The organism is Bacillus sp. LQ01, assembly GCF_057624735.1.
This window is the reverse complement of record NZ_JBYEZL010000002.1, coordinates 1,581,135-1,606,969: the sequence shown is the minus strand read 5'-3', so window position 1 is coordinate 1,606,969 and position 25,835 is coordinate 1,581,135. Positions and strand designations below refer to the sequence as shown.

At 35.6% G+C, this 25,835-nt stretch carries 17 protein-coding genes, 3 pseudogenes and 1 riboswitch; of the genes and pseudogenes, 6 read left to right on the top strand and 14 right to left on the bottom strand.

Going from position 1 to position 25,835, the window contains the following annotated elements:
* Positions 1–79 precede the first annotated feature (79 nt).
* Positions 80–1,285 (bottom strand): M20 family metallopeptidase, encoded by a 1,206-nt coding sequence (locus AC22L0_RS20630; protein ID WP_087964932.1) that lies wholly within the window; start codon positions 1,283–1,285, stop codon positions 80–82.
* An 88-nt stretch (positions 1,286–1,373) separates the two neighbouring features.
* Positions 1,374–1,475: riboswitch (SAM riboswitch) on the bottom strand.
* 76 nt (positions 1,476–1,551) lie between these two features.
* The gene (locus tag AC22L0_RS20625) at positions 1,552–3,861 is read right to left on the bottom strand and encodes an AAA domain-containing protein (RefSeq protein WP_065703691.1); all 2,310 of its coding nucleotides are present in this window, start codon (positions 3,859–3,861) and stop codon (positions 1,552–1,554) included.
* A gap of 111 nt (positions 3,862–3,972) precedes the next feature.
* Here AC22L0_RS20625 and AC22L0_RS20620 point away from each other — a divergent pair, with 111 nt between their 5' ends.
* Complete coding sequence (locus AC22L0_RS20620; RefSeq protein WP_001145286.1) at positions 3,973–4,365, top strand: VOC family protein; 393 nt, start codon at positions 3,973–3,975, stop codon at positions 4,363–4,365.
* Between the two features lie 101 nt (positions 4,366–4,466).
* Here the strand turns inward: AC22L0_RS20620 and AC22L0_RS20615 are convergent, their stop codons facing one another.
* Positions 4,467–4,799 carry a DUF1904 family protein gene (locus tag AC22L0_RS20615; protein ID WP_001120970.1) on the bottom strand — a complete coding sequence of 111 codons (333 nt, stop codon included), beginning with the start codon at positions 4,797–4,799 and terminating at the stop codon, positions 4,467–4,469.
* Between the two features lie 130 nt (positions 4,800–4,929).
* Here AC22L0_RS20615 and AC22L0_RS20610 point away from each other — a divergent pair.
* A pseudogene (locus tag AC22L0_RS20610) lies at positions 4,930–5,148 on the top strand (DUF6241 domain-containing protein); the annotation flags it as partial.
* A 302-nt stretch (positions 5,149–5,450) separates the two neighbouring features.
* Here the strand turns inward: AC22L0_RS20610 and AC22L0_RS20605 are convergent.
* From AC22L0_RS20605 to AC22L0_RS20585, 5 genes are all read right to left on the bottom strand, one after another.
* A complete protein-coding gene (locus AC22L0_RS20605) occupies positions 5,451–5,837 on the bottom strand; it encodes a DUF1259 domain-containing protein (RefSeq protein ID WP_001986336.1) in 387 nt (128 codons plus the stop codon).
* Between the two features lie 418 nt (positions 5,838–6,255).
* Positions 6,256–6,417, bottom strand: coding sequence for a hypothetical protein (locus tag AC22L0_RS20600; RefSeq protein WP_000441008.1), 162 nt, complete (start codon positions 6,415–6,417; stop codon positions 6,256–6,258).
* A gap of 292 nt (positions 6,418–6,709) precedes the next feature.
* Positions 6,710–6,925 (bottom strand): hypothetical protein, encoded by a 216-nt coding sequence (locus AC22L0_RS20595; protein ID WP_001104104.1) that lies wholly within the window; start codon positions 6,923–6,925, stop codon positions 6,710–6,712.
* A gap of 342 nt (positions 6,926–7,267) precedes the next feature.
* The gene (locus tag AC22L0_RS20590; protein ID WP_001064057.1) at positions 7,268–8,713 is read right to left on the bottom strand and encodes a L,D-transpeptidase family protein; all 1,446 of its coding nucleotides are present in this window, start codon (positions 8,711–8,713) and stop codon (positions 7,268–7,270) included.
* A gap of 621 nt (positions 8,714–9,334) precedes the next feature.
* Positions 9,335–10,219 carry a CPBP family intramembrane glutamic endopeptidase gene (locus AC22L0_RS20585; protein ID WP_000600470.1) on the bottom strand — a complete coding sequence of 295 codons (885 nt, stop codon included), beginning with the start codon at positions 10,217–10,219 and terminating at the stop codon, positions 9,335–9,337.
* A 360-nt stretch (positions 10,220–10,579) separates the two neighbouring features.
* Between AC22L0_RS20585 and AC22L0_RS20580 the strand changes: the two genes are divergently transcribed.
* The 3 genes from AC22L0_RS20580 (at position 10,580) to AC22L0_RS20570 (ending at position 14,588) form a co-directional block, all read left to right on the top strand.
* Positions 10,580–11,905 (top strand): erythromycin esterase family protein, encoded by a 1,326-nt coding sequence (locus tag AC22L0_RS20580; RefSeq protein ID WP_487272428.1) that lies wholly within the window; start codon positions 10,580–10,582, stop codon positions 11,903–11,905.
* Between the two features lie 202 nt (positions 11,906–12,107).
* Entirely contained in the window at positions 12,108–12,686 is a 579-nt protein-coding gene (locus AC22L0_RS20575; protein WP_087964936.1) for a sensor domain-containing protein, read from the top strand.
* Between the two features lie 114 nt (positions 12,687–12,800).
* Positions 12,801–14,588: a helix-turn-helix transcriptional regulator gene (locus AC22L0_RS20570; RefSeq protein ID WP_087964938.1), complete on the top strand. Its 1,788-nt coding sequence runs from the start codon at positions 12,801–12,803 to the stop codon at positions 14,586–14,588.
* A 326-nt stretch (positions 14,589–14,914) separates the two neighbouring features.
* Here the strand turns inward: AC22L0_RS20570 and AC22L0_RS20565 are convergent.
* From AC22L0_RS20565 to AC22L0_RS20550, 4 genes and pseudogenes are all read right to left on the bottom strand, one after another.
* Positions 14,915–15,106, bottom strand: a pseudogene (locus tag AC22L0_RS20565) (alpha/beta hydrolase); the annotation flags it as partial.
* Between the two features lie 21 nt (positions 15,107–15,127).
* A pseudogene (locus AC22L0_RS20560) lies at positions 15,128–15,523 on the bottom strand (ABC transporter permease); the annotation flags it as partial.
* A 45-nt stretch (positions 15,524–15,568) separates the two neighbouring features.
* On the bottom strand, positions 15,569–16,519 hold the full coding sequence (gene bla, locus AC22L0_RS20555) for a class A beta-lactamase (protein WP_000636458.1): 951 nt from the start codon (positions 16,517–16,519) through the stop codon (positions 15,569–15,571).
* A 306-nt stretch (positions 16,520–16,825) separates the two neighbouring features.
* Complete coding sequence (locus AC22L0_RS20550) at positions 16,826–17,254, bottom strand: DUF5412 domain-containing protein (protein ID WP_000022542.1); 429 nt, start codon at positions 17,252–17,254, stop codon at positions 16,826–16,828.
* Between the two features lie 673 nt (positions 17,255–17,927).
* Here AC22L0_RS20550 and AC22L0_RS20545 point away from each other — a divergent pair.
* Positions 17,928–20,039, top strand: coding sequence for a TerD family protein (locus tag AC22L0_RS20545; RefSeq protein WP_000798027.1), 2,112 nt, complete (start codon positions 17,928–17,930; stop codon positions 20,037–20,039).
* A gap of 211 nt (positions 20,040–20,250) precedes the next feature.
* Here the strand turns inward: AC22L0_RS20545 and cypD are convergent, their stop codons facing one another.
* On the bottom strand, positions 20,251–23,448 hold the full coding sequence (gene cypD / locus AC22L0_RS20540; protein ID WP_000412774.1) for a bifunctional P-450/NADPH--P450 reductase: 3,198 nt from the start codon (positions 23,446–23,448) through the stop codon (positions 20,251–20,253).
* Between the two features lie 583 nt (positions 23,449–24,031).
* Positions 24,032–25,510 carry a DHA2 family efflux MFS transporter permease subunit gene (locus AC22L0_RS20535; RefSeq protein ID WP_000005138.1) on the bottom strand — a complete coding sequence of 493 codons (1,479 nt, stop codon included), beginning with the start codon at positions 25,508–25,510 and terminating at the stop codon, positions 24,032–24,034.
* Positions 25,511–25,835 lie beyond the last annotated feature (325 nt).

Below are 25,835 nucleotides of genomic sequence, written 5' to 3'. Positions count from 1 at the left end.
AACATTGATATTTCAATGTTCTTTTTTATATCTCTACTTATGAATTAGATCTCTATTCGAAAAAAGCACCTTAATCCCCTTACCCCTGATTCCTCTGCGCCTCTCTAAACTCCTCCTTCACCTTCTCTAACAACCCTTCTTCCGTAATTAATCGATACGCTGTATTTGCTAATGCTTTTGCCGATGTAATTAATGCTTTATCTCCAAGTTCTGAACGTGCTGCTTCTCTAAATTCATTCGTATGTGCAATTAAATCATCTGGTCCGATTTTAATGTACGGATGAATTGTCGGTACGACTTGACTTACGTTTCCTGCGTCGGTTGAACCAATCCCTACTCTTTCTTTACGATTTACATCTTCACCTAATAGTTCTAGTTCTTCCGCTACGATATCGTTATATGTTTTTGTTACGAGTAATTCATCGATTTCATTTTGAAATTGATGGATTTTTACTTTTGCACCTGTTGCTAATGCTGCTCCCTGTGCAATGTTTCTTACTTTTTCTGTTACTTCCGCGCATCTTTTTCTCGTTGCTGCACGGATGAAGAATCTTGCTGCGGCATAGTCAGGAATAATATTAGGTGCTTTTCCGCCCTCTGTAATGACACCATGAATTCTCACGTCTGACGGGAGTTGTTGGCGAAGTGCGTTAATACCGTTATAGAGCTGAATAACCGCATCTAATGCGTTAATCCCTTCTTCTGGCGAAGCTGCAGCGTGAGCTGTTTTTCCGTAAAAATGAAAATCAAGTGGATCGACTGCTAGTGAAGGACTCGTTGTCGCTGTCTTTCCGCTCGGATGAATCATAAGCGCCGCATCAATGTCTTTAAATAAACCTGCCTTTACATAACTTGATTTCGCGCTACCATTTGGCCCGCCTTCTTCTGCTGGCGTACCAAACACGACAACTTCCCCGCCAATTTCTTCAAGCGTTTCTGATAATGCGATTGCTGCTACAACGCTAATTGTGCCAATTAAATTGTGACCACACGCATGACCTAGTCCTGGTAAAGCGTCGTACTCCGCTAAAAATGCGATTGCAGGTCCTTGTTTTCCAGAGCTTTTTCGCGCGATAAATCCCGTTTCATGTCCAGCTATATTGTGCTGCAACTGAAATCCTGCACTGCCTAGCAATAAACTTAACGTTCTAGAGGCATAAAACTCTTGGTTACCAATTTCCGGATTCGCATGAATATCATGACTTGTTTCTATGTACTTTTCCTTATTTCTTTCGATACTCTCTTCAATTGTTTTTCTTTGTGACGCTACTCCTGTCGCTCCCATTTTTCTTCCTCCTTTTATTTTCACATAAAAAAGCCTCTTTCTAAAAGATAGAAAGAGGCTTCTGTATATACAGTCAAAATGAGCTTCTTTCTTATCTTTCAAGTTACCTTGCTGGAATTGGCACAGTATTCATAACGAATCCGCTGCCGAGGTATCATAGGGCCAGTCCCTCCACCTCTCGTGATAAGAATTTTCATAAAATTATATTAAATTATTTTTTATTCTAAGTTCATTCCAAGTAAAAGTCAAGGAATTCCTATCCGAATTTACCGAATATCTAAAAATCCTTTTAATACACCAATTGTCTCAGGTGCTTGCAGTCTTGCACATACGTACGGAAATTCCGTACTACCTTCAAACATCATTTGAGATGTAAGCGGTGCGCCTGCCCAGAAGATTTCATCATCAATTACGATAAACGGGAATGCTTTATTTTGTCTTTGTAACTTTACATTTTTCAGTGGAACTGGTCCATCACTATAAACTGTTATTTGCGCATTTGTACGCATTAACGCTTGCCATACTCGCTTATCCACTTGTTTTGTACTTGGAAGTGAAATAATAATTTTTCGTTTTGAGGCTAAAATATCTTTTAATACCCCTTTCGTTTCCTCAAGATTCATTTCCATAAACCAGCGTAAACGTTTCGAAATTTTCCGTTCCCACAATTGTCTTGATGTCGTACGATCATACACATCTCCGTGACGTTCTATATGAGCTGTTAATTGTGATAACGCTTGTTTTCTCGAAAGGTTTTTACGCATATAATGGCAATCAGATAATTGAATGAACTTCCCTCTCGCCCTTGTCACTGCTACATTGACGAGGCGATGGTTTTTGTGATCAAAGAATAATATGCCAGGTCGTTCTTGCGGATAACTGTCAACCGTATCAAAGATCATCATATCTCTTTCAGAACCTTGGAACTTATGAACTGTCGCCGCTAAAACTGGTATGTTTTGATATTTCGTTCTCTGCAACATTTCTCTAATACACGTTGATAAAAAGCGTGACTGCGCCCTGTAAGGTGTCACAATACCAATTGATTGCACACCATCTAACAATCCGATTAACATCATTTGCATTGCTACTACACCAGACATAATGTTAAAACGTGAACCAGAAGCAGCATCTTTTAACGAAAAAGCTCCCATTTGGCTCGTATCAAATAAAACACTCGCTTCATTTGCGAACGGCTGCAATTGCGCAAGTTCTTTACGCTCTGAAACAGACGGATGATCGTGTACTCTATTTTTATAAATAAACGAATTCGTAAACTTCGATATATCCGCATGCATACGTCTTTGTTCCTGCAACATAAATAGGTTTGGGTGTGCTTCTGATTTATTAACAGACTCAACAATCCCAGCATGGTAAAACATATCTTCCCCAAGCCATTTACGAACGAGTTCATGATTTGCCATCGCAATTGGAGGTAACTGTAAAAAGTCACCGCAAACGACGATACGTTTTCCAAGTGAAGCAGCTAATGCAATTTGCGGAACATATGCCATACTTACTTCATCTACAACAACTAAATCAAATGTACGCTCATAAATAAGTGAATCAATGGCACATTTTGATAAAGTTGCGCCGATTACTTTTGCATTTTCAATATATTCTTTTTCTACTTCTTTAATTTTAGCCTTTTGCTTTCGAAGATCACTTTCAATCTCTTGTATACGCTTCTTATCAGCAGATGTTGCTTTATACGATAAGATTTTTTCACGAAGATCTTGTCGTGTCTCTTCTAAATAGAGTCTTTCCTCCCCCCAAGATCCGTTCGTCGTTTCAACTAACTTCGACGCAAGTAACGTTTCATGATTTCGTATATGTTCATGTTGACTATAACCGTAACGAACAATTTCACCAGGCGTCCATTTCTTTTTCTTCTCAATTTGCTTCGTTACTTCACTCATTAATACGTCTACTGCCGCATTACTATGAGCCAACACAAGTACCGATTTTCCTTTTTGATAATGAGCCGAAATAATACGTGATAAATTGTAAGACTTCCCTGTTCCCGGCGGTCCCCATACGTACGTTGTCGGATTATAAAACGAACGATATGCCAGTTCATTTTTTGGATTTTTCATCTTCTCAATATGTTTCGGACTGCTCGTCCCATCAACAAGACGCTTTATACGATTACGTTTCAGCTTATCTTTACGTGCTTCTTTCAATCGCTCTTGTAGTTGCTCTAACAATTGCCACGGTTCACTATATAAAACCGCTTCTCTTATTTCACCTTGTATATAATCATTTAATTTCAGCTCTATTTCTAATCCATGTATAGATAATACTTCCCCTGTCGCTTCCTCACCATCGAACTCAATTCGAATGGGTGAACCTTCAGGTAAGCTTACTTCCGAAATAAGCTGAAATACGTATACTGTACTTTCATAATCTGTATATAAAAAACGACCGTTCATGATAGAAATTTTACTACCACCTATCGTTTTCCAATGTTTAATTTCATACGCTAATGCATAATGCCACTCTTTCATCGTTTCCGATAATGAAGGAGTTTGAGTAGTTGTATTCATCGTATAATCTCCTTCCTTCTCCCCAAACATACTTTCTCACTATACCATATAACACGCTAAAATTTGTAAGGTTTTTATCTTGCTTATTTTCTTAATTTTCAATAATATATTGTATATAATTTTCAGAAAGAAGGAATCTACATGCCAGTTAGAAGAATTGAACACGTTGGACTTATGGTTGCAAACTTAGAAACATCTATTTCATTTTATGAAGAAGTAGTCGGCTTACAGCTCATGAAACGTATGGGTCATCCGAATCCAGACTTAAAACTCGCTTTTTTAGGTGTAGAAGAATCAAAAGAAACGATACTAGAACTCATTGAAGGCTACAACTCTTCTCTTCCGGCAGAAGGAAAAGTACATCACATTTGCTTTAAAGTGGATTCATTAGAGGATGAGATCGAAAGACTAAAGAAACAAAAAGTAACCTTTTTACTAGGAGAAGAAATTGAAACATTACCAGATGGAACACGTTACATATTCTTCGCTGGCCCTGATGGAGAATGGATTGAGTTTTTTGAGACGGAGAGATAAAGTAAGACTTTATTTTGCGGGATAGAAAAGGAGCCGGAATTCCGGCCCTTGTTTTTAACGAAACATATTTTATTATAGGAATAAAAATCTTTCTAATAGCTCTAACTTGCACAATGCTTCCCGTTAATATAATAGGCTGATTCTGTGAAAACTGTAAATACAACCTCTACTTCTGGAAGTCCAAAATCCATTACATATGTAGTAATGGCCTTGGCAAATCGATCACGAATTTCCTGTCCACGCTCGAACCATTTCACTTCAATAAGAGGAAACGCTTCTATTTCTTCTCCATTGAATACAAACGTAGAACTTGGTAATTCCAAGGTGAAATTATCCGTACCACACTCACAGATATCTGCGAGTTCTTCTACTAATGGCTTGCTTATGCTTTTTAATTGTTCAGTAGTAATTCCACGAAACACAACATGCGGCATGTTATTCCCTCCGTTACATAGCTTTATATTTCCTCATATCATAACACAATTTATTTTGCTGCACTAACATCTATTCGTACATTTCAATGACATTCTTAAGAATGATCATATGTTATTGAAGCTAATATAATCAGGAGTTAAGGAAAAGCAGACTGATAGAATTAAAGGTGAAGAGGTAATACTTGACCTCAATTCTGATCGTCATATAATCAATGCCATGCACAAAATGACTCATCAAAAAGTATTATCTCATGAAAAGCAAGGATTTATTAAAATGACTCCAGAAAACATCGAAGCAGTACGTTGAGTAATTGATGAAAATAATAGTGGAACCTTACAACATAAAGAATAGTACCTCAAGATTTTGATTGGTTGGTATGAAGGCGATTTCTCCCTTATCGTTTTATGATATGCTAACAACATTTGATAAAATACGGTATCTATAGACAGTCAAACACCTTTAAAGATACCTCGTCCAGTTCTTGCTGTTGCAAGATAAACAGCATATAACCAGTTAACCACCCACATTAGTAACGAACACATAAAGAAAAGGCATTCCAAATATGAAACGCCTTCTTTCGTTTTATAAAACCATCCAACACGCTGAACTTTTCAATTTAATATAATCACTCGTTTAACTAAAGAAATTGATTACGTGCATAACGCTCTTCTCACTTTTCTTGCAAAATTTAGTGGATCATCAACGTCTTCGATATTAACGTAAATTAAATTTGGATCATCACATAACCACTCATTGTGTATAGACGAAACGATTATTCCTTGTTTAATAATTGTCGCCACAAATTCAGTGACTTCTTTTTGTAAGAGTGCTACTCGGCCTAGGCATAATGCCCGTCCAGTTTTATTGTCTCGTGATTCGAATGAAAAGGAAGTTGTTACTCTAAAACGTTTTCCCAAGATTGTTGCTCGTATTTCATCTCGGTTTATTGTTGCCACGCATTTCCCACCAGCGAATCCTTCTTGACCGCCAATGATTCTTGCAAACTGTTGACAAATTGATTCCTCATTAACCGCCATACCTTTAATCATTCCTCCTTTTACTATTAGATTATGAATTCATACATAGGTCTGAAACGGTAATGAATCTAATCTATTATAAAAAAATGATGGCGATCTACCGAAAGCTATTAACTCAATTATTCTTGATCGTATGAATTGTTATCAGAGTTTAAATGGTGCAGAATTTTTATTTTATGCTTAATGGACATCGGAGACTGAAAGCAAAACTCAGCTATTATAATGATAAGACATTTTTAAAGAGCATAAAAAAGACACCCTAAGGTGCCATCCTCCGACTTGAGAATTATATCTATGTATGGAGAAATTTAGAAAAGACAAATACAAAAGAGAAGATTCTAACTATAATTTATAGAACTCTTATGCCATGACTTACTTACATATTTCCTTATTTACCAGAAGAAGAATCTCAGTTACATTATTTTCTGAACAGTCTCGTTAAAGCCATACCAAGAAATCCAGCGCCCATTCCTATTAGCCATCCAGTTTGGGCATTACCTAACATAGATCCCACTCCTCCACCAAGAAACATACAGCCAACGAATACTAATCCTCCAATTCCCCAATTCGGCCGTTCCATAATTCAATCACATCCTTTCAATAAAATATATGCGATTAACTAGCCTAACTTTCTTGCATAGGATTGGTAATTATTTTGCTTATGTTTTATTGAAGGGCATTCAAAAGATGCGGAGATTGAGTCATTTATATAGATTGTAGAAATACGGGTATCAATCGTTATTAAAAATAACTGACGCATTTTAAACATCATCGATTTTATCATTTTGGACAACCTATTCTGTTAAATTGATATACATGCGAAAAAACTATCAAAATAAAACCCCAGAAATCCAAAGGTCTCTGGGGCTCCATTATATATTTAGCTCTTTTTGCTTTTTGTTTTGTTTATGTCTATACAGCAATTTTCGGCTTATTAGAGAAATCACTAATAAGGTCAGAATTAATAAGATAAGTTGCATAAATGATAAATCAAAATATTTAGCACCTGTAACGATTAAAAGTGTAGAAATCGTGCCTTTTACAACGAAAAAAATAATAACCCATAATCCGCCTTTTTTCCAGTTCATTTTATATTACCCTTTCCTACGTTTAAATTCTTAAAATATTTAATGATAGTTCTTAAATGTGACAACTTAATAGAAATCTATTATATTAACAAAAAATTCATGTCTAATTAAATGCAATGATTCTATATTAAGTGAAAATGATATTCATTGTCAATTTTATTGACTATTTGAATACTTATTATTTCTTTCTACTTTGTTTCTTATAAGCAATACGCTCTTGTATTCAAACAAAAACACCTCCATTGCATTTGCACACTTAGTATGCGAATGCAAGAGGTGTTTTTTCATATACCATCAGATAAGATTTCCTGCTTTGTTTATTTCTTGATACGTAGCTATTTTTTAATACACAATAACTGGATCATACGTGTTCAAACTATCATATACAGTTTTTGCAACATTAGGAAGAAGGTTCACACACCCACCTGATCCTCCTGTTAAATAAGCATTATTTCCCCAGTCTTTGCGCCAGCCGGCATCGTGGAATCCTTGACCACTATTTGTGAATGGAACCCAGTAATCTACTTTAACCGCATAATCAGCTTTTCCTACTGCGTTACCTCTTAGCGTATATGGTGTTCGTTTATATAGGACGTACCACACACCTGGTGATGTATCTTCACCAGTACTATGTTTACCAGTTACTACATTTGTTGTAACAACTAATTTTCCATCTTTGTAAATCCAAATTTGTTGCTCTGCAATTGAAACTTCTGCATACGTGTCTCCGATGCCATTATTCGATGTTGTTTTATAACCGATACCTTCCTTCTCCCAACCATTCCCGTGAATATTAGAAGCAGAAAGCGATTTTTCGCCTTTCTCAAAGGCTTGTTGAACTTGTTTAGTTTCTTTTTCAACATCTAGTGCCCAGCCGTATCCTTCTCCTTTTACTGATATGACTGAACCGGAATGAGTTTTAAATGAGAAATCTTTATTTAATGTTGATTTGGCATTATTAATTTCAGTAATTTTCTTCTTAATGTCACTCGCATCAATTGTAACTTTCATATCCTTTGACATAGAGGCATTTTGAATTAAATCTTTCGCTTTTAAAGGATAAACTTCATCCTGCACTTTATACTCAACAGACTGCCCAAGAAGATTCTGTAGTGCTTTCTCCTCTTTTTTGACAATCGGATCGTCTTCTTTAATAGGTTTTATGTATGCAGACTTCAGATGAATTTCGCTTTTATATTTTTGCTTATCATAATCTTTCAGTAGACTAGTAACATCATACTGTTTTCCTTCAACACTTTTCGAAATAACAATTTTCCCTTGTTCTAGCTTCGCCATAGCATCTTGAGGCGCTTTTAATTTCTCATTCATAGAGATGAGCTTTTCTTCTACAAGTTTTTTCATCGTTTCACTACGATACTGATCTGCCTTCTCTGGTAGCAATGAATAATTTTCTCCCTTTGAGGAAGGGAAAAATGTCCACTGGTTTTTTAATAGTTTCTTAACTTGAGGCAAATCTTTTTCCGTAAGTTCTGTTTTTGTATCTTTTTCATCTAAAATTTGTTGTTGATCAACATAGACTTTGTTTGCTAGTCCAGATGTCTTTAATTTCTGTATTGCCTGATCAGCGCTCAGACCACCAACTTTTGTGTCATTAATTGTAACATTCGAATTGAAGTGAGTTGCCTGATAATAACTCATTCCCCCAATAAGAAGTGCAATTACACCAATACCCGCTGCAATAAACTTCCAATTTGTATAACGTTTTTTTGATCTTACTCGTTTTTGATCAATTTCTTCAACTGATTCATTTGTTGTATTGTTGTTCATCAATCTTTCCCCCGTATGCATTAACGTCAAACGATTTTCAACTAAAATCATAAACTAGTGTACCTTATTTTTCCTAAAATTTCATTATTTCCGACCACATTTTATCGCAATTTAATGATTAAATTTAGATTTTTCAATAGTACGATGCATTGCACAGCCCTTTACAAGTTATAAAATGAAATTTCAATCAACCGTTATACCAAGGAAATTAACTACATCTTCTTTGGAAAACTTTTTCTCTTTACGCAAATACGAATTATATTATCCATTTTATGAACATCACCTCCTAATTTTGTCAAAAAAATAAACGATAGTCCTTCTATCTAAAATGTAGAAGGACTATCGTTTTTTCAGTTAGAGTATTTGTATAATCGTTTAAGTTTTTATTTCCTGAAGGTCAAACTTGATGAAGATGATGAAATTTCATCTCATAGCCTTTAAATGAAAACATTATGTTTTTTATGGCAACCAAGTTTATTTTCTTAGCTTGATGTCCCCCACATATCCAGCAGCCTAAGATGAAGTAAGAGTCTGTTCAACTAGATTTTTTCTAATATTTTTAGGAGCATCTTATTTCGCCTCGTCATATTTCACTAATTGAATTTAAAACACATCCGTATGCTATTTAGTAAAATTTACGATTCGAGACGTAATTATTGCAGTAATCAAGATAATACTAGCGGTTATCAAGCCAGATTCTCCAATCCAAATCTCAGTTTGATACCCTGTACTTGCACGTGTGAAAGGTCCTTGAATAATGGCATTCCAAGTAGCATGGATGATAACCGAAGGCCAAATGCTACCTGTGATAAGTCGTAAATAAGCTATAATATAACCGAATGGTACAATACAAAGATAGATACCAAGTACTGAAAGAACGACAGATGGTCCCGCTACATATAGACCAGCAATAACTATTGGAACATGCCACGTTGCCCAAATCAATCCACTAATAAGGATGGGCCGTGAAAACTCTGCATCGACTAGCCTTGTGAGCATATAACCTCGCCAACCCATTTCTTCTCCCAAAGCTGGGATTAAGCCAAGCAAACTTCCGAAAATGCCGCTCAATACTACTAGATAAATGAAGCTGAATGGTGCCGTTACATACTGAAGCCCAAGCATATTGTAGATCGGTTCTAAAATAAACATACCAACTTCGGGATACTGAAACCCCGCAATTCCGCTCGACCAGGCGATAGAATAAGTAATTCCACAAATAATCATAGGGATTAGCAGAGCAAAACCAATCCCTTTCCATATCTTTAAGTTACCGAGACTAAAAGATACATCTTTAAACCCTTCTTTCAGTATTATGCGAGTCAAAATAGAAGATAATGCTGGGGTAAACATATATACCACAATAAGTGGCATACTTTTCGTAATTATTACTACTACATTTAGGATAATTGAAGTAATGATTAAGATACTCAGAAAAAGTTGAAGTCCTATTTTAGCACGTTGGATTTTATCTTTATTGTGGAACGATTTTGCGTGTAATATCATTTTAATCCGCCCTTCCCCTATAATTCACTTGTTTATCGAATATACTTCTTGTCATTTCCACAGACACAACTTAGAATAAAAATATTTTTGTATACAAATTCATTCATCTTTAAAATCCCTCCCCAATTTATAATCTAGTCTTACTTACGACTCATCAATGTAATTATTATTTATAAGTTGTCATAGCGGATAGTACAAAAGTGTAATGATTAGTCTATGACCTGTGTCAATTAACCTTATGACAATATGTAACTAGAAAATATGATATGGGATAGATAACAATTGAATTAAGGCAATTGATTCGTGCAAGTACAATGAATCAATCTTGCTTTTACAAATAATTTAATTGAGGTGAAAAAAATGAATAAGAAAAGAATAATTGCAATGGTTAGTACAGCTTTATTAGTCACAGGATATGTAGAAGTAGGAAAGGCTCAAACAGTAGCAGTCGAAAATTCAGATCAATCAATACAAAAAAATATAGTTAAATCAATACAATCACAGGCTTACCCATTAAAAACGATAGAGCCGTCAAAATCATTTGAGGATTTAAAACCACTTAAGAAAATGATTGGGAGCGCACAATATGTAGGATTAGGAGAGACTACTCATGGAAGCTCTGAAATTTTCACTATGAAGTTTCGGCTTGTGAAATATTTGGTTACTGAGATGGGTTTTACAAATTTCACAATAGAAGAAGATTGGGGTAACGGCTTAAAACTAAATGAATATATCCAAACAGGAAAAGGAAACCCTAGAGAATTTTTAAACTTGTTATATCCTACTGATGAAATTATAGCCATGATTGAGTGGATGAAAGATTATAATGCTAATCCATCCCATAAAAAAAAGATCCAATTTATTGGGCTCGACTTAAAGGAGTTGGACCAAGGCTGCTTTAATAAAGTAATTGATTATGTATGGCTGCATCGACCAGATTTGCTGGCAGAAGTAGAAGAAAATTATAAAGAATTGTCGGCTTTTAATGGAGGTTTACAGGAATATATGGACCTTGCTCCTGAAATAAAGGAAAAGTTCAAAGCAAACGCTGAGAGAGTAGCCCAATTACTAAAAGATGAGAATGGGCAAACCAACACAGAAATAGCTTCACCCGAATACATCTGGGCCAAAGCAACGGCAAGTGCAATAGAGAAATATACAACAATGCTAATTCCTAACGACTATCCAAGTATGTTAAAGCTACATGAGCAATACTTGGCCGATCATGTAATGTGGGCACAAGAGACATTGGGTGGTAAAACGATGGTATGGGGACACAATGTTCATATAGCTAAAGGAATTTTCGATGAGGAATTATACCCTTATGTTGCCGGGCATAATTTGAAGGAACGTTTAGACAATAATTATGTCACAATTGGCAGTACAACTACGGAGGGGAATTTCACCTTATACAACGACACCGGAGATAAGATTATAACAGATCCGATTCCACAAAATGTAAATAGTTTCAATTATACCCTTGGAAAAGTACCATATAAAATGTTTTTATTGGATAACCGTCACCTTAAAGGACCGGCAGAAAAATGGGTTAAAACAAAAAGACCATTACTAAGTATAGGGGCACGACTCTTACCGAACCAATTGGCATACTTTGATACGTCATTGCTTGAGCAATTTGATATTATTTTTCATATTCGAAAAACAAGTCCATCTCATATTAAATAAAAGTACAAAACAATCCCGTTCTTGCAGATGCAAGAACGGGATTGTTTTGTGGTGATTCATATAAGCATCTTTTTTAACCAGAAGTAGGTTACTCTCCCCTTTTTATCATCATTTAAAAATGTCATATGACACTTTTACACTAGTGAGAATGACAAAAAAAGCAGTACAATTCGGTTATTACATAGATAGGAGCGAGAACTTTATGAAATCAAGATTCATCCAGAATGGTTATTTTTTATTACTAACTTTCGTTACAGGGTTGTTTTATTTTTGTTTTTATCTAATAGCTCTGCTATTCAGTTTCACCCTTTCATTTACGGTAATTGGGATTCCACTAGTTATACGCGTACTACAGACTACGACACCTTTTATCCAATTCGAGCGCATACAGACGAAAATTTATACAGATATTTCGACCGACACTTATGATAGAAGTATAAAAATGGATACATCAAACTGGGCTCAGGTGAAATTAGTGCTTACAGATTGTCGTACTTGGTCTGCTGTCTTTTGGTTAATGCAGAAATTTGTGATTGGCATTTTTAGTATCATTTGTGCAACCATTTTTTATGTAATGCCACTTATGTTCCTGTTGGCACCACTACTGTATCGCTACATTGAAATGAATATTATTTTCATACAGATAGATACTTTTGCCAAGTCACTCTTTGTAATGTTTATGGGTATAGTATTTACCGCCATAAGTAGTAGAATAGTAGAACGTTTGACAAAGAAAATTGGGGGCTATACCCGTAGCATGATTCGGCAACTAAATCGATAGAAGTTTGCCTTCTATGAGAGAATTACAGCGTAAAATTAAAAAGTACAACAATGTATGAAGGATTAATTTATAATATAGGAAGTAAAAAGGTTGGCTATTTAGGGGGTAAATGACTTGTTAGATATAGTTAAGTATTGGTTTTGGTACGATTGGATTATGTTAGGAGTCCGTATACTTATTAGTGTCTCTATCGCCATAACCACATTCGATTTTCAGGATAGTATAACATTGCCGCTTTGGATTATTATTCTTTGGGAAATTATTGCCTTCTCTATTCCATGGGTAGCCTTACTATTCAATTATAAATATTATTTGTTCACAGACATACTGCTATATGGTGGACTATGTATATATTTAACCTCATTATTCCCGGAAGCTTACAACACATTTCTTATATCAGTGTTTCTAATTGCTGCGAATAGTAAGCATTTATCCTATTATTGGACAGCTCCAATAACAGTTTTTATAACAACTGGAATTTTCTATGCGCTTGCGCCAAGTAATAACTATTGGATTATGGTTACCTACTATGGACTTGCTTATGTAATGGGCTTCGCTTTCCATTTATTAATCGTCAATCATAAGCAAAATGAAGCAATTCGTAAACAAAACGCAGTACTTGAGCAATATATGTCTCAGATTGAACGTATTACACTGGCAGAAGAACGGAACAGGCTGTCGAGCGAGCTTCATGATACAGTTGGTCACGCTTATACTTCTATTATTATGGGGATGGAAACGTTGCGCACCGAACTTGCTACTGAAATGGGTATACAGAGGCTAGATTCTCTGCTTGAAATGGGACGGAAAAGCATCGAGGACGTGAGAGGTTACCTACATCAAATGGATTCTCCATGTCAATCTCCTTCCTTGATTCAATCTCTACAAAATCTTGGAGCCGAATTTCAGGAGCACGCTCAGGTAAATGTAAGTTTTAGGACATTCGGAGAGGAATATCAACTATCTCGGCAAGCGAAGATCACATTCGTTCGTTGCTTACAGGAGTCCCTTACGAATGCAGTACGTCATGGTCAAGGGACTGAAATTATAGTTTCATTGCAGTTTGAACAACAATATACGAGGTTAGAAGTTCAAGATAATGGAAAAGGAAATGTAGAATGGCAGGAAGGCTTCGGTATGAATGCGATGAAAGAACGGGCAATGAACTTGCAAGGTCATTTGTCTGTATATACAAAGCCAGAGGAAGGAATGCTTGTTACATGCACCATACCGCGACAAACTGAAATAAAAAATGGACTTATTCGTTTGTTAATTGTAGACGATCAGCCATTTGTTCGGGAAAGTTTGAGGACACTACTCGATAGATATGAAGATTTAAATGTAGTCGGTTTAGCTGAAGATGGCAATGAAGCCATCGATTTGTGTGGGCGCCTTCAACCCCATGTTATACTTATGGATTTAGATATGCAGCACATGGATGGAGTCGAAGCAACAAAAAAAATCAAACAACAATGGCCACATATCCGCGTATTAATTTTCACAACGTTTCAGGATACCGAACAGGCGTTGGAATCACTTCGCAACGGTGCGGATGGCTTTTTACTTAAATCTATTGAAACGTTGGAGCTAGCTAATACGATCCGACTTATTCACAAAGGTGGAACACTGATTGATCAGGGAATGTCTCACAAAATATTTGAGAAGTTCGATGAGCAAAAAGAGACACCACAATCAAAAGCAGCCGCTTATGAGCTAACAGCTAGGGAGATAGAAATATTGCAGCTAGTAGCAAAGGGACTTCGATACACTACCATAGCATCAAGGTTATATTTATCGAATGGTACGGTCAGAAATTATGCTTCCACAGCTTATACAAAGCTAGGAGTCCGTAACAAAGAAGAAGCTGTTCAAAGGGCTCTAGAAATTGGAATTATTGAATAAAAAAGTGTTTTTTTGTTTCTTTACAGCAAGATGAAATGTAGTTACAAAATACATAGAGGATAAACTTATGAATTTAATTGGATATCATTTTTTATAGGTAAATTTCTTGAAAAATTTAACCCTGTTTAAAAAATTTAAATAGCGTTGCTACATATTGAATGTAGCAACGCTGTTATTTTCTATATTAGAAATTAGACATCTTTATTATTGCTATAGGGAAGGCTGTTTCAGGTCTTTTCACATGAAGATTCCTCTAAGCCAAATGCCCCCTCCCTAATACACTTGTTGCCTCTGAAAATAACTATTTAAAAATATGGTTGCTAATTTCATTTCAATCTTCCTTGCACCCAAGTGGCAATATTATTTATAACATACTCTGGGATATTAGCAGGCTATAATATTCATTCGATTGACTTAATTCTCCATCTCCTTCTGTAAAGAAGTGATTTCACTTTCGATACAGTCGATAATTAATGTTATCTCTCTCTTAATTGTTCTTTCCAAAAAGGATTATCTATCATTCTTTATGAATAACATCATTACATTGATCTTTTTTTCGAGAGTACAATTCCTTTATATAATTGAACTGTAATCAAGTAATAAATCGAGTAAATTACTACAAAAATAACAAGTGGTAACCAAATACGAGAGTACAGATTGAGTAAAATAGGACTAAACATGTTCATACCAAATAATATATGAGTAATCCCGACAATTGCTGGGAATAAAAATATGAAGTATAACTCTTTATAGATTGAGTTTGTTAATAATTCTCGGCGGACAACAATTTTACGAAACGTTTGATAACGTGCCACATCTTTTGATGCTCCCGACAGAACTTTAAACATTAAGCAACTTGCCATCGTTGCTAAAAATGCAACTCCAACGAAGAACCCCATAAACATTAGTCCGCTAGCAAAATCATGACTCACAATATTGTGACGAAAAACCGGGAAAATAATAATAACTAGTTACTATTATTATTTATTTGTCACTTTTAAAGCATCTAACACTATCTTGGTTGCTTCTGCAATAAGCTTATCATCGTATTTAGCATCCTCTTTATCATGATTAGAAAGTATCGCAAGAACAATTGGTTTTTTATTTGGTGGCCAAATAATTGCGATATCATTTCTGGTTCCATAAGATCCCGAGCCAGTCTTATCAGCTACTTCCCATCCTCCTGGAACTCCGGCACGAATTAAGTTGTCTCCGGTAGTATTCCTTTTCATCCAATCTATTAATAAATCCCGTTTCTCAGTTGAAAGTACATCTCCTAGCGTAAAAGCCTGAAGACTAGTAGCTAATGCCTTTGGGGTACTAGTATCACGTACGTCTCCTGGAGGCACTTCGTTTAATTCTGGTTCAAAACGTTCAGGATTTGTAACGGTGTCTCCTACTTCTCTTAGTGATTTTTTGAATTCACTAGGTCCACCTAATTGTTTAAGAATAAGATTTTGTGCAGTATTATCACTATATCGAAGAGAAGCATCTGCAAGCTCTTTCAGGGTCATACCACTATCAACATACTTTTCTGTAATTGGATTGTAATTAACAAGATCTTCACGGGTATACAAAACTCTTTGATTTAGATCTTCTATTGATTTCTTTTGTAAAAGTACTCCCACAGCTAAAGCTTTGTGGGTAGATGCGTATGCAAACCGTTCATCTGATTGATAAGTAACGGTTTGATTCGTATCAGTGTCCAATGCATAAATACCGAGTTTAGCATCAAATTCTTTTTCAAGTTTAACAAAAGAATCATTACCAGTAATTTCTTGTTTGATTTGATTTGTTTGTTTCGTTTGTTTAGGTAATTCAGATTGAGTATTACCATCGGAACAGCCTATAAGCGTTGCACATGAAAGAAATACTACAGGTACCATCTTTTTGTAATGTAAAATGTTAAAAAACTTGTTTAAGACTATCATACATTTTCAACCTCTTTCAAGAATATATGTTTTTTTAGGTGTTATACATATCGATACAATTAAAGAGTGTATCGGATATCACTCTCTTGCATCTCACTTTTCATAAAATGAGTGAACTATCATGAACCCCTGTTTTATACGTATACTTAATAGACAACCTAAATAACAAGTTTGTTCCATTTTTATCAGTAGTCGTATCTAGAAACCTAAAAAAGTCCATTTAGAAAATCTAAATGGACTTTTTCACTCATATAATCCTATCTATAGTTAAACGAATAAGATTAAATAAATTTAATTTTTCTTATTTTATCTAATAAACTGTTTAGGCATTTCTTTAACGTGCTTATCGTCATCACGCCAATCATAGGTTTCTTTCTGTGAAACATCTAAAGTTTGATCTCCAATTCTAACAATATTCTTATTTACCCATTCAATATATGGATCTGTATCTGGATAGTTCCAATATATATTTTTCTCTGAATCTGTATCAAGGTTAACTAATTCACCCCTAACAGCATCCGCACTTAATGATCCTGCATTATGAAAATAAGTCTTGATGAGATATTTTCCATCTGGAGATTTCACTGTTCGAATTAATTCCCCTTTTGGAACACCTTGCAAACTAAAAAGTTTCCAATATCCAAATCCAATTATAATTACTAACATAGTAAGTATAGTTAGTAATACTTTTCTTTTCGTTTTTTTAATTTCACCTTTTGTATTTATAATACTCATTCACCTCCATTCCACAGAACGCATACCATATTATACCATTAAATAAATGGTATAATATATCAAAAATAAAAATCCTCCCGTAATAGTATTATAAAAAGGGCATGTGATGGTCTCCCTATTTATAAAGTGAAACTTTAACCACCCTCACCAATCTGGCTGCCCGTTAATGCGGGATAATCATGAAAATTCCCCTTTAAGAAAAATATAAAAAATCAGACAGTATACTTGAATTGCTCTTCGCAAGAGAATATACTAATAAAGCAGGCTATGACGTTCCTTCCTTCTAACTTCTTTGGCGAAATAGGGATGTTACTTTCCTGCTAAACACATAGGCTATGACAATTCTTCCTTCTTTGTAGAAATTTCAAATTGTTTTAGAGTTGTCAATTCCCTATGAAAAATAATTAGACTATAAAACCTCTTTCTTCTTTAGGATTGAATAAACTTTAGTTTATCAACCATTGATGTAGAGGTTTTCTTTTCTTAATTAACAAATTACCACTTAACAACTAAATGTTATACCCCTAATTTTTCACTAAAAAATAGCTATGTACCCTCTGTGCATTTTTCTACAATTAGTGTGTTTATACATATAAAAATAAAAATCTACCACTGAAAGGAGGACAGTCAGACTATTCCCCTCTTTTATAAGGCGTGAATAGCTGGCGTTCTCATGAAAAATTCTATTTACATAAGAAGAAGTTTGAAAGTAATTATAAAAAGAGAAGAAAATAAACTACCGAACATTTATTTAGCCACTGTTTTAAAAAACTTGGAAAGTTTAGGATTTACTTTTTCCGAGCCTTTAATAGAAGAGTTGCAAACCCTTTCGGTTGATGCATTCACATCGTTTTACAAAGAGTTGGTAAAACATTTAAAAGAAATGGTTGGAGCACATATTCAGTTTACTCCTATGTATCCAAACTTTCCGCAACAAATGATGGATTTAAGTGACGCTGATTTATACATTAATGCCATTATTCATTATGTGACGTTGCGTCTACCTGTATCAAAAGTAGAAGAACGACTCCCTCTTTTAGATAGAGTTGATTTGAAAGTTATTGACTTAGGAAGTGAAGAAGATTTCAATCAAATGATTTCTCAATTGATTAGTGCAAACAGCTCTATTTCCTCAACTGATAAGACGGATGTAGAATGGGCTATTACACACACTGAAGATGTTTCCTGTTTTCTACCTAATGTAATTCCTCATAAGGAAAATATGTCTTTTATAATTGGGGTTTTATTAATAAACAGAAAAATATCAGCCGATGCTGCTGCAAAGTATTTTAAAACAGCAACTGATGTTCTTCGCCTTGCAGTTGCTTTATCTGAAGGCGATGTGAGTTTAGCATCCTCCGTCCGATTCAAGAAGTTTAACCGAGCAGAAAGACGCTTCCTTTTAGGTTTGTTAGAGCAATGCGGAAACATTACCGAAGATATGCTTCGATACAAAAAACGTTGGATTCGTTTAGGTGAAATTCTTCATCCAGCAGAATATCATACTCGTTTCCCAAAAACCCACCGAGCATTTGAGATTCTTCGCAACAACATTAAAGTTGAAACATTTAATGGGAAAATAGAAGCAGCTTTGTTGAATCGTGATATCATGACAGCGAAAAATCTTTTAAAAACTCGCCCAGGGGAATTTGCCAGACGCTTGGATCATTTAATCCGTTTATGTAGTGATAAGTCAACAGATGTTTTCAATATTCTCGAAGATTTTCTAAGTATAATAGGAAACGTTTCTACTCCTGTATTACTTCAACTCACGGCTCATTTTAAGCATCGAAATGATAAAAATGAATTTCGTACCTTTTTTCCAAAGGGAAATGTAGCAAAAGCTATAGGTATTGAAAATACACTTCCATTTATCTCAGAGGATATTTGTTTAATGATTGTAAAAATGTGTGAAGATACTTTAAAAAATCGCTTCGCAGAACTTCCAAGTCTCGGAAAAGTATTTTTGGATGAACAGTTAAAAAATCACTTAGTTCCCTTCTCTCAACGTTCAGCCAGCAAAGCGCTTCGCACATTATCTCGAGGAAGTAAAGTAGATTTGCCAGAAGGAGATACGATTCGTTTTTTCCTATGGTGGAAAGAAGGCTATGTGAATGGACAACATACAGGACGTGTTGACATTGATTTATCTGCTGCAATGTACGACGAAGATTGGCAATACAAAGAACATGTATCCTTCACGAACTTACGTTCAAAAAATTTCAAAGCCTACCATAGCGGAGATATTACTTCTGCACCAAAGGGGGCATCTGAATTCATTGATTTCGATATTCCGTCTGTGCTGAAATATGGTGCACGCTATGTAGTAATGACTTTGCTTTCTTACACAGACCAACCGTATAAAGATTTACCAGAATGCTTTACTGGTTGGATGGTTCGTCAATATCCTGGTTCAGGTGAAATATTTGAACCTTCTACTGTTCAAGATAAAGTGGATATTACTGCCGACACCCAAATCTCTATTCCAGTTATTTTAGACTTAAAGGAACGAAAATTGATTTGGACAGATTTGTCTCTTACGAGAGATCTAACTTATGATAATACCATCGAGGCTAATCAAAAAGGTATGATACTAGTTGGGAAGGCTTTAACTAATTTAGTTAAACCGAATTTATATGACTTGTTCCGATTACATATTGAAGCTAGAGGTGAACTCGTTCAAGACATCGAAGAAGCAGAAAGCATTTTTTCTTTGGATAAAGGGATTACTCCTTTCGATATTGAAAAAATAATATCTGATTTTATAGCTGACTCAAAAGGCTAACTACATTACAAACATTGATAATGCGTGGAAAATATCGATGTATAATGTCTATGTGAAACAGGACCTGATAGATGCATATCAGGTCCTGTTTTTTATTTAGTAGATACTAAATAGTCCGGTTAATCACTATTCATCTAAATACACTATACTAATAAAGTGAAATTTATTCGAAAGAAGTTCATTAGTTAATATGTATCTAATTAAGAAACAGTCATATACCAGCCCAAACATCTTTTCCATATCGCCCTTCATCTTGCACACGATCCAACCAATTTCTTGCTTCTTGTTCACTGACTTCATGAATTTCTTGATACGCTTGACAAAGGGTATCTTCTACATCCGGAGCCATTTTACTTCCATCACCACATATATAAAGATGAGCTCCATTATCTAATAACGAAATTAAATTGATTCTATCTTGTTTTATTAAATGCTGCACATATGTTTTTGGATGTCCCTCTAGACGAGAAAAAGCTGTGTGTAAAGAGATTAATCCATCTCTTTCATCATTTTCTAGTTCTGTACGATAAAGATAATCTTTTTCAGGATGACGACAACCAAAATATAGATGTGCTTCTCCTAAGTTAATACCTTTTTGCTTTTGAACACGACGCGCTTGCAAGAATCCACGGAATGGTGCAATTCCAGTACCTGGCCCAACCATAATAATTGGTGTTTCTGGATCTTTAGGTAATTCAAAGTTTGATTGTGGCGTTCGAATGAAACAGATAATCTCATCTTTATTATGACGCTGAGCTAAGTAATTAGAAGCGACTCCTTCATATGTCCCTTCCCCACTCCATGCAGGCGCATTAACAACACCGACCGTAATGCTCAGACGATTCTGTGCAACGAGTGGAGAGCTTGAAATAGAATAGTAACGCGGTTTGAGCGCAGGAAGAAGTTCTAAAAAGCGTTCAAATCGGATTTCACAAGCCTCATACTTTTCAAGAAGGTCCAACATTGAAATCCGTTTCTTTAGTATTTGTTCATGGTAAACTCCTTCTTCTAATAATGCTTCCAATTCTTTTTTATGAGGAGGACATGCTGTGAATGTTACCATTTCTCGTATTTGTGCTCGAGTGGCTGCTTCTTGAACTTCAACACTATAACTAAGAAGGTCCAATAAACTAACAGGACTGTCTAAAGGTATGTGATTTATACTTCGTCCACTTGCACTCAGTATAACTTGATCCTTCCCATTTAATCCAAAACGTTTTAAAATTCGGTTGATATTTTTCTCGCTATTAACTGGCAACACTCCAAGGTGGTCTCCTTCTTTATATGTAGCGCCTTCTGGCAAGGATACCTCGATATGTCGTGTACTTCTATCACTACTGGATGATTGGAGTTCACGATTTTCTAGTATAGATGCATAAACTGCTTCATATGTTCGTGCAAGAGGAGATCCTCCAAGACGACTGACAAATTGCAAACTCAAAGTACTGCGCTCTTTTTCCATATTTTTGTTGAGCTCCAATCCAAATGCCTTCATTGCATCAGACCACATACTTTGTTTCCATTGCTCAAGCTGTTCCTCGAAATCACCACTTGCATCTGCTTCTCCGCGTTTAGAAAATCTTGTTGCTCCTTTTTGAGCCATCTGCTCATCAATGTACCTTGGAATCCGTTGATAGGTACTAGCCCAATTATGATCTCCACAACCAAAAACTGCGTATTGAACACCTTTTAGCTCATCCGGTTTTAGTTCCTCCAACCATTGCACAAACTGCCCTGCATTACTTGGTGGTTTTCCATTATAAGAAGAAGTCACAATAAGTACCGCTCCTTCTTTTGGCAAACTTCCAATTCGATCGTTAAGAGCTACCACTTCCGTTTGAACCCCTTCTAAACTAGCTGTATCCGCTAATTCTCTTGCAATACCTTCTGCTACCCCTGTATCCGAGCCATACAGAACAAGAAGCGAAAGATTATCGGCCCCAATAATAGAAGGTGTCTTCTGGACGTGTTGCTTAATTTCATGGTTTTTCAGCTTGTCCTCTGTAGGTGGAAGAGCAGTAGGATGGCTAATAGTTTGTTTTCGGGGTAGAATCCTAATCTTAAAATCACCGGGCTTTAGCGTTAATGTTTGTTTTACGTCCAGCTGATAGTTTTGATAATCGATTAATTCAAAATGTTGAAGAAGCATTCCCATTACAAGAGTGGCTTCATGAAGTGCAAATTGCATACCGATACATGCTCTCTGGCCATTTCCAAATGGCTTATAAGCATGATGAGGAACCTTATCCAGCTCTTCAAATCGTTCAGGTTGGAATTCTTCCACATTGTCTCCCCATGCATCTTTATCCCTATGTAGCTGTGGAATAAGAACAGAAATACGATCTTCTCCTTTCTTAATTGGGTATTTCCCGCCAATCACTGTATCTTCTTTTGCATAGAGACTGAATGCTGGAGCGGTAGGCCATAGACGCAGTGATTCATTTAAAATCATCCGTATATACTTCAGTTTCATAACTTGTTGGTATGTTGGAGTAGGATCTGTCAAAACACGGTCTACTTCTTCATAGGCTTTTTTCAATTTATCCGGATTCTTTAATAAAAAGTAAATTGCAAAAGATAACAATCCACTTGTTGTCTCATGCCCAGCTATTAAAAAAGTGATAATTTGGAAACGAATGTTTTCATCATCTAATTTTTCACCAGTTTCCGGATCTGACACATTTAACATACGGGAAAGTAAATCATTTTCTTCCTGATCTCCACTACTTTTACGTTCAGCAATAATATTATCTACTAAAGAAAACATAGATTGGATATCATGCTGAAATTGACGTTTCGTTCTCCACATAAGTTTGTCTTCTATATCCAACCGCTGCAATTGGTGCATCGCCTCATCTAGAGCACGGGTCATGCTAGTAATAAAAGGATGAGGTGTCTCACGATAAAAGCTATTGAATCGGTAATTAAAACCACATAGACCAATTGTATCTAACGTAAGACGAGTCATATCCTCCGGAACATCTACGTTTTCATTCGGATTAAGCCGTGCCCATTTTTGAACGAGTTGTACAGCAATATCGACCATCATGGCATGGTAATCTTTCATTGCCCGTTGGCTAAATGTAGGCATCAAAATATTATGGGCTTTTTTCCAGTTAGGCTCGTGAGTCTCGCTAGTAAATAATCCGTCCCCAGCAAAGGCGCGAACTTTTGCTAAAGCACCCTCTATACTTTTATCGAACCGTGTTTCGTCACAGACTTCTGCTACCAGTTCATGTCCGGAAACGACAATTATGGTATCACTTAAAGTTTGAATTTGAAAAATGGGACCATACTCTTCCGCTATCTTGATAAAGGATAGGGTCGGTTTATCTTTATCGATTAATGGGAGATTACCCAGCGGTCCATATGTTTTCGGCTGAGGAATGGCAGATACTTTTTTTTCCATTTAAAACACCCTTTCAAAAAAGCATGAAATAACATATCCCATTTAATAAAGAGGAAATAGCAACTAATCGCCTGGGATAAAGATATGTAATTGATTACCTTATTTTATCTTTTCCCTAACTATTCATGATTATGATATTACGTATAAGCTTGGCAATTAGATTTATAACTTGTAGAAAAATACTAAATTAAAATGAAGCGAATAAATATAGTTGGAGCCTTTTAATGTTGGTGTTAAAAGATAATCTAAACTTGTAATGTTTATGAGAAATTGCAAACGGATCTCATCTCTTGTATTTGTTTATAAAAACGATTATTTTGATTCATTTTCTTCTAAAACACCCCAAAAATAGAGAAGTTGACGAGCTTAAGATTGTAGTATTCGAAAAATCAGTAGTTTAGTTAAACCAATACGATAAGCAAGTATACCGTGTTACTAATGAAAGAGGACCTGATATGAACATCAGGTCCTCTTTTACTATATAATTATTTCCCTGCTTCTTTTAGTTCTTTTCCAGCTTTAAATACCGGCGCCTTAGCAGCAAAAAACTTGTAGGAATCATTATCAAGCGTTTTATTTTTCTCTACCGATTTAGCTTCTCGACAGCTTCCGCACTTGTATCTACACGTTTAACGAAAAAAACTAATAGTAGTGCAACAACATTCATGCCAAGCGCTACATAAAACGAATATTGAATTCCAGATAATAAAGCCTTCTGAGTTACTATTGCCTTCGTAGTTTCTGTAAAGGTTGTTGGATCTATATGAGACATTAAACTTTCAGCTTTTGTTTTTGTTACAGAGTTCATAATCGTAACAAGAATAGCAGTACCAATCGAACCGGACACTTGTTGAGCCGTATTATTAACAGCTGTACCGTGCGGGTTTAAGCGAGTTGGCAATTGATTAAGACCATTTGTCATAAGTGGCATCATAACCATCGCCATCCCAAACATCCGCAGTGTGTAGATAAGAATAATATGTGTGTGACTAGAGTCAATTTGCAGACTTGCCAACATATAAGTTGAAACAGCTGTAATGGAAAGCCCTACTATGCCAAGAATCCGAGGACCATATTTATCAAATAGTTTACCTGTAATTGGTGACATAATCCCCATTATAACCGCACCTGGAAGCATCATCAGCCCAGAGCTCAGCGGCGAAATACCACGGACGTTTTGTACATAAGCTGGTGTTAAAATCATACCCGAAAACATGGCCACCGCGTTAACAATTGCAATTACAGACGCAAGTGCAAACATTGGGTACTTGTAAACACGTAAATCCAATAACGGCTCATCCATTTTTAATTGACGAATAATGAAAGCAATTAGGGCAATAGCGCCTATGATTAAAGTTGTTAAGACAACTTTATTTGTCCAACCATCGGAGCTTGCAGAACTGAATCCATATAACAAACCGCCAAAACCGACAGAAGATAATAGTAATGAGAGATAATCAAGTTTTGCATTTTTGTTTTGTTTCATGACATTCTCAGATTTCCAAATCCCTAACAGTAAGCTAATGATTGCTAACGGTAAAATCATTTCAAAAAGCAAACGCCAGTCATAATACTCTACAATATAACCTGATAGTGTCGGCCCAATTGCTGGAGCTGTAATCATAACTAGTCCAAAAATCCCCATTGCTGTTCCCCTTTTTTCTCTTGGAAAGCTTACTAGCATAATATTCATTAACAAAGGTCCCATAACTGAAGAGCCTGCCGCTTGAACCATCCGACCAGTAAGTAATAAACCAAAGTTAGGTGCTACAGCCGCTAAGGCAGTACCAAGAATAAAAATCACCATAGATGTAATAAATAGGCTCCTATTCGAGAAACGCGTTATTAAAAATGCTGAGGCCGGAATTAATATACCACTTACAAGCATATACCCTGTAGAAAGCCACTGGATCGTTGAATAATCTTGAATGTTTAAATCTTTCATTATTGATGGCAAGGCTACATTTAAAAGGGAGTTATTTAGAAATGAAACAAATGCCCCAATAAAAAGGATTACAAGCATTACATATGGTGGTTTTCTTTTATGTAATGTTTCACTCATATATTTAATTGCCCCTTCATTATAAATTTCATTGATTCGTTTAAATCGTTTACATATTTGCACAAGAAAACATTACCCTTACAGTATTTTGCCAAACTCTTCGAATGGATATTCTCTTTTTAGCAATTCCACTTGCTCAACATACCATTTTAAAATCTTTTTGTTGATTAAACCTTTATAAAAATGTTTGTTAACGGAATTTAAATTAGGCTGAAATACAAAAAAGAAGCAACTGAAAATCCCCTTCTAAAATAAAGTGAAACTTTACATCAATGGGAATTTTACAGGCAGCGAGAAAAATCAAAAAGACTACGCACCCATTCCT

Coding starts and splice junctions, on each gene's coding strand:
- AC22L0_RS20585 (WP_000600470.1), bottom strand. CDS start 10,219: ATGATATTACACGCAAAATCGTTCCACAATAAAGATAAAATCCAACGT.
- AC22L0_RS20615 (WP_001120970.1), bottom strand. CDS start 4,799: ATGCCGCATGTTGTGTTTCGTGGAATTACTACTGAACAATTAAAAAGC.
- AC22L0_RS20535 (WP_000005138.1), bottom strand. CDS start 25,510: ATGAGTGAAACATTACATAAAAGAAAACCACCATATGTAATGCTTGTA.
- AC22L0_RS20550 (WP_000022542.1), bottom strand. CDS start 17,254: ATGAGTATTATAAATACAAAAGGTGAAATTAAAAAAACGAAAAGAAAA.
- AC22L0_RS20620 (WP_001145286.1), top strand. CDS start 3,973: ATGCCAGTTAGAAGAATTGAACACGTTGGACTTATGGTTGCAAACTTA.
- AC22L0_RS20590 (WP_001064057.1), bottom strand. CDS start 8,713: ATGAACAACAATACAACAAATGAATCAGTTGAAGAAATTGATCAAAAA.
- AC22L0_RS20625 (WP_065703691.1), bottom strand. CDS start 3,861: ATGTTTGGGGAGAAGGAAGGAGATTATACGATGAATACAACTACTCAA.
- AC22L0_RS20605 (WP_001986336.1), bottom strand. CDS start 5,837: ATGGCGGTTAATGAGGAATCAATTTGTCAACAGTTTGCAAGAATCATT.
- AC22L0_RS20545 (WP_000798027.1), top strand. CDS start 17,928: ATGAAAAATTCTATTTACATAAGAAGAAGTTTGAAAGTAATTATAAAA.
- AC22L0_RS20630 (WP_087964932.1), bottom strand. CDS start 1,285: ATGGGAGCGACAGGAGTAGCGTCACAAAGAAAAACAATTGAAGAGAGT.
- AC22L0_RS20580 (WP_487272428.1), top strand. CDS start 10,580: ATGAATAAGAAAAGAATAATTGCAATGGTTAGTACAGCTTTATTAGTC.
- bla (WP_000636458.1), bottom strand. CDS start 16,519: ATGATAGTCTTAAACAAGTTTTTTAACATTTTACATTACAAAAAGATG.
- AC22L0_RS20575 (WP_087964936.1), top strand. CDS start 12,108: ATGAAATCAAGATTCATCCAGAATGGTTATTTTTTATTACTAACTTTC.
- cypD (WP_000412774.1), bottom strand. CDS start 23,448: ATGGAAAAAAAAGTATCTGCCATTCCTCAGCCGAAAACATATGGACCG.
- AC22L0_RS20595 (WP_001104104.1), bottom strand. CDS start 6,925: ATGAACTGGAAAAAAGGCGGATTATGGGTTATTATTTTTTTCGTTGTA.
- AC22L0_RS20600 (WP_000441008.1), bottom strand. CDS start 6,417: ATGGAACGGCCGAATTGGGGAATTGGAGGATTAGTATTCGTTGGCTGT.